General features: G+C 71.4%; 6 protein-coding genes. 2 read left to right on the forward strand and 4 right to left on the reverse strand.

Annotated features, from left to right (window positions below; translation table 11 throughout):
• Nucleotides 1-28 precede the first annotated feature (28 nt).
• Both GUY61_RS10460 and GUY61_RS10465 read right to left on the reverse strand, forming a co-directional pair.
• Complete coding sequence (locus GUY61_RS10460; protein WP_166629808.1) at nucleotides 29-2,269, reverse strand: BTAD domain-containing putative transcriptional regulator; 2,241 nt, start codon at nucleotides 2,267-2,269, stop codon at nucleotides 29-31.
• 167 nt (nucleotides 2,270-2,436) lie between these two features.
• A complete protein-coding gene (locus GUY61_RS10465) occupies nucleotides 2,437-4,041 on the reverse strand; it encodes an aspartate aminotransferase family protein (RefSeq protein ID WP_166629809.1) in 1,605 nt (534 codons plus the stop codon).
• Between the two features lie 194 nt (nucleotides 4,042-4,235).
• On the opposite strand from GUY61_RS10465, the gene GUY61_RS10470 reads away from it, so the two are divergent.
• Together GUY61_RS10470 and GUY61_RS10475 are read left to right on the forward strand one after the other, a co-directional pair.
• The gene (locus GUY61_RS10470; protein ID WP_166629810.1) at nucleotides 4,236-4,793 is read left to right on the forward strand and encodes a flavin reductase family protein; all 558 of its coding nucleotides are present in this window, start codon (nucleotides 4,236-4,238) and stop codon (nucleotides 4,791-4,793) included.
• A gap of 241 nt (nucleotides 4,794-5,034) precedes the next feature.
• Nucleotides 5,035-5,925 carry an NAD(P)-dependent oxidoreductase gene (locus GUY61_RS10475; RefSeq protein ID WP_166629811.1) on the forward strand — a complete coding sequence of 297 codons (891 nt, stop codon included), beginning with the start codon at nucleotides 5,035-5,037 and terminating at the stop codon, nucleotides 5,923-5,925.
• Nucleotides 5,926-6,045: 120 nt separating this feature from the next.
• Here GUY61_RS10475 and GUY61_RS10480 read toward each other — a convergent pair whose 3' ends face one another.
• Together GUY61_RS10480 and GUY61_RS10485 are read right to left on the reverse strand one after the other, a co-directional pair.
• A complete protein-coding gene (locus tag GUY61_RS10480) occupies nucleotides 6,046-7,221 on the reverse strand; it encodes an acyl-CoA dehydrogenase family protein (protein WP_166629812.1) in 1,176 nt (391 codons plus the stop codon).
• Nucleotides 7,222-7,468: 247 nt separating this feature from the next.
• Nucleotides 7,469-7,897, reverse strand: a complete 429-nt coding sequence (locus GUY61_RS10485; protein WP_166629813.1) for a DUF4440 domain-containing protein — start codon at nucleotides 7,895-7,897, stop codon at nucleotides 7,469-7,471.
• Nucleotides 7,898-8,028 lie beyond the last annotated feature (131 nt).

Below are 8,028 nucleotides of genomic sequence, written 5' to 3' on the forward strand. Positions count from 1 at the left end.
GGGGACCCGGCCCGCCCGCGCGGGGGTGTCACGCCGCGTTGCTGCCCGGCAGGAACAGCGAGTGCAGCAGGCGGTCCAGGGCGTCCCCCGCCAGCGGCGCCAGGCGGAGCGTCATCGCGTGCTGCAGGCCCCTGGACCAGGTGGGGCGGCGGGCGAGCAGGCTGTTGTGGGCGCCGACCACGTTCAGCAGGGGTGCGTCCGGGCACTCGGCGCAGAGCTGTTCGACGGCTTCCAGCAGGGCGTCGTCCGCAAGATGGAGGGCGTCCCAGACAAGGACCAGCGGGTGGGTGCGGGCGGCCATCGTCATGAAGCGGCACCAGGCGCCCAGCGCGGGGCGGGCATCGTCGGCCGGGACCCGGGTGACGAGTGGAACCAGCGGGGGAAGGAAGGTGCTGGCGGCCTCGGTGTCCGTCACGTACCGCAGGGCGGCCACGAGTTTGCGCTCGGCGGTCTCGGGGGCGTCCCGGAGCGCGATGCCGCAGTAGGCGGCGAGCATCTCCGCGGGGACGGACATGCCGCCGTCGGACCTGGAGACGGTGCCCGCCAGGACGCAGACCGAGTCCGGTCCGGCACCGGAGACCCGGCGGTGGAACTCGGTCAGCAGCCGGGTGCGGCCCGGCCCCGCGTGGCTCAGGACCGTGATGAGGTGCGGGGTGGAGCGCTGCCGGGTGCGGCCCAGGAAACCGGTCATCAGGTCCAGCTCGGACTCGCGCTCGAAGCAATGGCGGCCGCCGTCCGCGACCGTGCGGACCCGCCACTTGGCCGGCGAGGAGGAGAGACGGTGGTAGGAGAGGGCGTCCTCCGTGCGGCGGCGGGTCTCGTCGCAGACGTGGACCTCGCCGTGCGGCGCGACGGCCAGCATGGCCTCGCACAGGTCGACGAGGTCCCCGCCTATCCAGGGCTGCCCGGCCCCGCGGCCGGAGGCGGGCCTCCGGCACACCACGGCCGTCCCCGTCGCCACGGCGGCATGGACGGACAGTCCCGGGACCACCGCGGCCTGCGGGGCGAGCGGGGAGACGGGGGTGCTGAGGCAGTCGCGGACCGCCAGTCCGGCCTGCACGGCGCGCTCGGCGCTGCTGCCCCGGCCGGGCCGCTGCCGGTCCTGCCGCTCGTCCCGAGCGCCCGTATCCTCCCTTGCGCCCTGCTCCCTAACCGGGTTCCGCTCCTCCTCGAACAGCCCGAGCAGCACGGAGCCGATCGACGCGGCGATCAGACCGCCCGACTTCACGATCTCCTCGCGGGCCAGCTCACAGACCGTATCCAGCACGCGGTCGATGTCGCCGGGCTGCAGATCGTCGAACTCCGACCCGAGCTCGAACCGGACCATCAGCACGCTGCCCCGGCGGTACTCGCCCAGGAGCCCGGTCACCGGGCTCCCGGCCGGCGCAGGCACGTCCCGGGCGTCGGCCGGGGCACCGCCTACGGAGGGGGACGGGCGGCCGTCCTGCCGGACGGCCGCGCCCGCGCCGGTCGCGACCGGCGCGGTGGTGCCGCGGGGCGGCGTCAGGTCGAGCCGGGGGTCCTGGGCCAGGATCGCCTGCTGCAACTGCTGCATCTCGCGGCAGGGTTCGAGGCCGAGGCCCTCGACCAGGGCGGCGCGGATCCGGGCGTACACACCGAGCGCGTCCGCCTGCCGGCCGCACCTGTACAGGGCGAGCATCAGCTGCTGCGAAGCCCGCTCCCGCAGCGGCTCCGCCCTGACGAAGGCGTCCAGGTCCCGCAGTATCGACTGGTGCTCACTGCACAGGAGTTCGACCTCGAAGCAGTCCTCCATGACGTCGAGACGTTTCTGCTCCAGGGCCGCGAGCTCCGGCCATGCCGTGCCCTCCTCGGCCAGGTCGGCGAGCGCCGGGCCCCGCCACAGACCCAGCGCCTCGCGCAGCGAGACCTGGGCGCGCGCGGCCTCGCCGGCAGAGAGGGCGGCCCTGCCCTGCGCGGCCAGCCGCTGGAAGCGCACCAGGTCGACCTGCTCGGGCGCCACCCGCACCATGTATCCCGGTGCGCGGGTGAGAAGTTCGGGCGCGTCCGGTTCGCCCGGGGGGACGGCCAGCGTCCGGCGCAGCCGCCAGACCGCGTTCTGAAGGATCTTCCGGGCGGTGCCCGGCACCCGGTCCTCGGCCCACACCGCGGACAGTAACTGCCTTGTGGGCACCACCTGGTTGGCGTGCAGCAGCAGGTAGGCCAAAGCCGCCCGCTGCCGCGTACCGCCGAGCGGCACCGGACCCGATCCGTTCTCCACTTCGAGTGGCCCCAGAAGCCGGAAATCCATGACAACTCCCCCGTCGTCTGCCGGCGTAAGCCGGTGGGTCTTCATACCGGTCGGCCGGTCAAGCCGATGGACATTCAAGGACGGTAACGCCGGCTTCTAAAAGATCCGCTGAACGGGACGGGCGGCCGTGCCTGCCTGTGGGCGCGGACCATTCCCGGCACCTTGGGTCAGCCGGCCGCGGTTCCCGCCAGCCGCTCGCCGTCGCCGTCGCGCAGCAACCGGCAGAGGTCCCGCAGTCCCGCGTCCAGCAGGGCGATCTCGTCGTCGGACAGTTCAAGAGACGGCTCGAAGCGCAGGGTGTTGACCGCGCTCGCCGTCGGGAACGTGCGCACCCGGTGCTCCCGCAGCAGATGCCCGGCCAGGAAGTAGCCGAACAGCCCGCTCTCGGCCAGGCCGCGTATCGTGGCGGAGGCCGAGCCCGACTGGTCGTGGAACTCCAGGCCGAGCATCAGCCCCTTGCCGCGGACTTCCTTCACCTGGTCGGGGAAGGCGGCGCGTACGGACTCCAGCATGCTCCGCAGCGCGGCACCGCGTTCCCCGGCCCTGAGATAGGCGGCACCGCCGTCCGCCTCCAGCAGTTCGAGGACCTTCAGTGCGACGGTGCAGGAGAAGCTGTCCTTGGCGAAGGTCGAGCTGTGCACGATCTCGAACTCGCGACGGTAGCGCGCCTGGCGCACCAGCATCACCGAAGTCTTGGCGATGCCGCCGCCGAGGGTCTTGGCCAGGGTGTAGTAGTCGCCCCGCAGGCCCACCTGCGACGAGGCCAGCAGGGTGCCCGTACGGCCCATGCCGCTCTGGATCTCGTCGATGACGACGGGACAGCCGATCTCCTCGCAGAAGCGCTGGATCGCGTCGGCGAACCCGGCGGTCAGCACGTGGATTCCGCCCTCGCCCTGGACCGGCTCGACCAGGAAGGCGCAGAAGACCGGGAACTCGACCTCCTCGACGTCGACGTGTCCGTCCGAGAGGGTGAGCGCGAACACCACGCCGCGCTCCCGGGCGTGGATCTCCTTGAGAGCCTCGGGCCGGTCCCACGGCACGAACCTGGCCTGCGCGGCCAGCCCCCTGAAGGGTGAGCGGTAGTGCTCGTTGTGGGTCAGCTGCACACTGGCGCCGAGCTTGCCGTGGAAGCCGCCCTCGAGGGCGAGGAACAGCGGCGGCCGCTCCAGCTGTGCCGCGTTCTCCCGTGTGAGGTGCCCTGCCAGCTCGTCGAGGGCGGCGGACACCGGCTCCGTCGTGGAGATCCCGAAGCGCCTGCGGACGCGGTCGGGGACGGTGGCGTCTCCGGCGGCCACCGCGGCCCGCACCGCGCCGGCCCGGTGCTCCAGCTCTTCCCGGAGCGCCGCGATCCGCATGACCCTGTCCATCTCGGCGTGCTTGACGGCCGCCTCGACGGCCTCCGCGCCGGTGTTGGCGAAGATGGCGTAGTACGGCTCGTCGGTGCCCAGCTCCCGGTGCACGATCCGGTTCAGCTCGGCGGCGAGCCGATTGGCGTAGGGGTGCCGGGAGAACTGCGCGTGTACGGGCGTACCCGCGTCGAGGAGTTCCCGGGCGCACTGGACGATGTCGGGATGGTTGTGGCCGAGCAGCACCGAGCCGTAGCCGCCGGCGAAGTCGGCGATCGGAATCTCGCCGCCGTCCTCGCCGCGCAGGTACAACGTGTTGCCTTCGGCACGCACGTACTCGACGGCCAGTCCGGCCGTTCCCAGCACCTCACGCAGGTACGGTTCGGCGAGTTCCGGCTCGTCGGGCGCGGAGTTCTTAGTGTCCATGGGCACAGAATGCGCCAATCTGGTCAGCGTCCGGTCATTGGTGGCTCATACCAGGGGCCGCGGTGGTAGGGAGCGGGCGATTACCGGGGAATGAGAGGCCGCCGGAAGCCCGGCGGTACGTTGACGAACGCGGGCCCTCGTTCGCCAATGGCAGGGCCTGAGTGTGCCCCGCAAAAAGGATCGGAGAATACGGAATGAATTCCGCGCCCGCTGACCTCGACCCCGCATCCGCATCCACGAGCCCACCCGCCCACGAATCGGTGACCCCCTCCGTGCTGAGGGCGGTGATGTCCCGTTTCGCCACCGGAGTGACCGTCATCACCGTCGGCGGGGAGCACCTGCACGCGATGACGGCCAACGCCTTCAGCTCGGTGTCCCTGGATCCGCCGTCGGTGCTGTGCAGCGTGGGACACAGCGCGGTGATGCACGGGGCCCTGACCTCGGCGGGGCGCTTCGCGGTGAACATACTCGGGGTCGAGCAGGAGCCGCTCGCCCGGCACTTCGCCGACAAGGACCGCACCCTGGGTGCCGCCCAGTTCGAGGGCGTCCCCTGGGCCGAGGGCCGGCGCACGGGTGCCCCGCTGCTCAGCGGCTCCCTCGCGTGGCTGGAGTGCGAACTCACGGCCGCGCACGCGTTCGGCGACCACACGATCTTCATCGGCACGGTGCTGGGCGCAGGCCGGTCCCCCGAGGGCCGGGGGTTGCTGTTCGTCGACGGCCGGTTCGGCCGGCCGGAGCTCTCCGTCCAGTGAGATCCACGGGTCCGCGGCACACCGACGCGGCGGACACCGGATTCCTGCGCCCCCTGGGCGGCTTTCCTCGATACTTCTCCGCGATACCCCTTCCCCGGTGCCCGGGAACGGTGTGAAGAAGCCTGTTACGGGAGAATGGGCGGCGGGTTACCGCGGAATTCCATGACCGTGGAGTTTTCATTCTCCGCCATTGCTTTGATGGTGCGGCCGTATCCGCGACGCAGGGGAAATGGAGCCGTAGATGGCGAACATGGAGCGTTCACCGGTCACAGTCATCGGTCTGGGGCTGATGGGCCGGGCGCTGGCCGCCGCACTCCTCGAAGGGGGCCACCCGACCACCGTCTGGAACCGCTCGGCCGAGAAGGCGGCGGACCTGGCGTCGCGGGGAGCGGTGCTCGCCGCCACACCGGCCGAGGCGGTCGCCGCCGCCGGCCTGGTGGTCGTCTGCCTGTCGGACGACGACGCGGTGCACGCCGTGCTCGACCCGGTGGCCGGCGAGCTGAAGGGCCGGGTCGTGGCAAACCTCTCGTCCGGGTCCTCCGACCAGGCACGGGCCAATGCCGCGTGGGCGGAGGAGCGGGGCTTCGGCTACCTCGACGGCGCGATCATGACCGTGCCCGCCGGGGTCGGGGCACCGGACTCCGTGTTCTTCTACGCCGGGCCCAAGGAGGCGTACGACCGGCACGGCCCGGCACTGGAACTGCTCGGCGGCGGCACCACGTACCTCGGCGAGGACCCTGCCCTGGCCTCGCTGTACGACGTGGCGCTGCTGGGCGTGATGTGGGGGACGCTCAACAGCTTCCTCCACGGGGCCGCGCTGCTGGCCGCCGCGGACGTCAGGACGACGGACTTCCTGCCCTGGGCGACCCAGTGGGTGGACGCCGTCAAGACGTTCGCCGCCGACTACGCGGGCCAGATCGACGCAGGGGACGGGAAGTACCCGGCACACGACGCGACGCTGGAGGTCCACTCCGGCGCGGTCGGGCACCTGCTGCGCGAGAGCGAGATCCAGGGGGTCGACACGCGACTGCCGCGCTTCGCCGAAGGGCTGATGCGGCGCGCTGTCGCCAGGGGCTTCGGGCAGAACAGTTACGCCGGCATGTTCGAGCTGTTCCGCACACCCGGGGAGTAGCCGCACCCGCACCGCCGCGGGCCCGGGCCGGTGGTAACCGGCCCGGGCCCGCGTGCGTGCCGGGCGCCGGCGCCCCGTCCGGGATCCCGCGGCGACCGGCTCCACGTCACCCGTGGGAGATCACAGGAAGTACGTCCCGGGGTCCAGCCCCATCAGCACCCGTCCCTGCACCTCCAGGTTGGCGCCGAGCTGAACCAGGGCGTGCAGGGAGAAACCCTGGATGTCGCGGTGGAAGCGCTGCAGGTCCACGTCGGAGCGGATCACCGAGCCGCCGCTCGCGGCGTACAGCACCTCGACCGCCTCCTTGGACAGCTGGCCCGCGTAGGCGGTCTGACCGCGGATGACGGCCTTCTCCTCGTCGGTGGGCTGCTCGCCCGCGTCGGCCCGGCGCTGCAGCACGTCCATCCAGCGCTCCGAGAGGGCGCGCGCCGCCTCGATCTTGTTCGCGGCGGTGGCCAGCTGCTGCTGCGTGACCGGGTGCTGCCGCTGGTCCGTCCACTCCGTGTACGTGATACCGCGTCCGGGCAGCCGTTCCAGGAACAGCTCGTACGCGCCCTGGGCGATGCCGACGAGTGTCGCCGCGACACCGGAGAGGATGTAGCCGAGCAGACCGTAATTACGTCCGGTGGCACCGGTGTTGGAGCGGTCGCCCGTCGCGCTGACCATCGCCTCCTCCAGCGGTACGGTACGCCGGGCGGGCACGAACACGTCGGTGGCCGTGACCGTACAGCTGCCGGTGCCCGCCCCGGACGAGACGTGCCAGTCGTCCACCATGGCCAGCTGGTCCGTGGGCACCAGCGCGACCAGTTCCTGGTGCGTTCCGTCGGGAAGCTCCACCAGACCCGCCAGCATGTCCCAGTCGGCCCCGCGGACACCGGAGTTGAAGCGCCAGGTCCCGTTCAGCCGGTAGCCGCCGTCGACGGGTTCGAGCGTGCCGCTGGGCGCGAAGACGATCGACACCCTGGTGGAGCCGCCGGCGAGGACCTCCTCCTGGGTCCGGTCGGGATACAGGGTGACCGCCCAGGTGCTGGTGAGCCACACCATGGTCAGCCAGCCCGTCGAGGGGCAGCCGCGCGCGATCTCGGAGACGACCCGCGCCTGCTGCGCGACATCGAGGTCGAGTCCCCCGTACTTCTTGGGGACCGCGGCGCGGAAGACCCCGGCCTTCTCCAGCAGCTGGATGTTCTCCTCGACGATCCAGCGCCGCTGCTCGCTCTCCCGCCCATTGCGGCGCAGCGCCGGTACGGCGGCGCGCACCCCGTCGAGGACGGAGGCGAGTTCTTCTTCGGTGGCCATGGTCTTCTCCTCGTCGCCACGGAAAACGGGTGCTGTGCGTTTCACGCTATGCCGCCCGATTCCCGTACCGGCAAACCCCTGGTCTTGGTCCGGTAATTCCTCCGCTCCTTCTCGCGCAAGGCGCGGTGCGCGGCAATGACCGCACAGTGGGCACGGAATTACCGGAGGATTCGGGTGCGGTCGCCCCGAGGACGCACGAGTGCCCCCTTGGAAGGCGTCAAGGGGGCACTCGCGGCTCGCCGTACGGCTACTCTGCGGCCACCAGGCCCGTCGAGGCCACCGGGCGGTCGATGGACATCAGCCAGCGGCCGTCCTCGCCGCGGCGCAGCACGTCGGTGCACACGCCCTCCAGGTGGACCGGCTCTCCGTCCGCGCCCGTGGTGTCGATGCTGTACCTGACACCGACCAGGGCAACGTCACCGGCCACGTAGGAGTGCGTGACCGACGCCTTCAGCGAGGGCTTGGCGGCCAGGAACTCCTTGAAGAACGCCAGCCGGGCTGCCCCGGTGAGGGGCTCGCCGGAGAAGTTGGAAATGGAGTCGTCGCGGTACAGGCTGTTGAACAGCGCTCCGTCACCGGAGTTGAACGCCTGGAGGAAGATCTCGTTCTGGATCTCCGTGTCGTCGGTGAGGTCGGGGTTCTCGGGGTCGAAGTCGGTGCTGAAGTCGTAGGCCATCGTGAACCGGCCCGCCTCTCTGTGATGGTGGGGAGCTGGAGGAAACATGGACGATCGGGGCGCCTGGTGCGGTCGGGGCCCGCTGTCTTGGAACGGGTGGGGGAGCGGGCCGGGACGGGCGTGCCGACGGG

The sequence above is a fragment of the Streptomyces sp. GC420 genome (genome assembly GCF_009916105.1).
GTDB lineage: Bacteria > Actinomycetota > Actinomycetes > Streptomycetales > Streptomycetaceae > Streptomyces.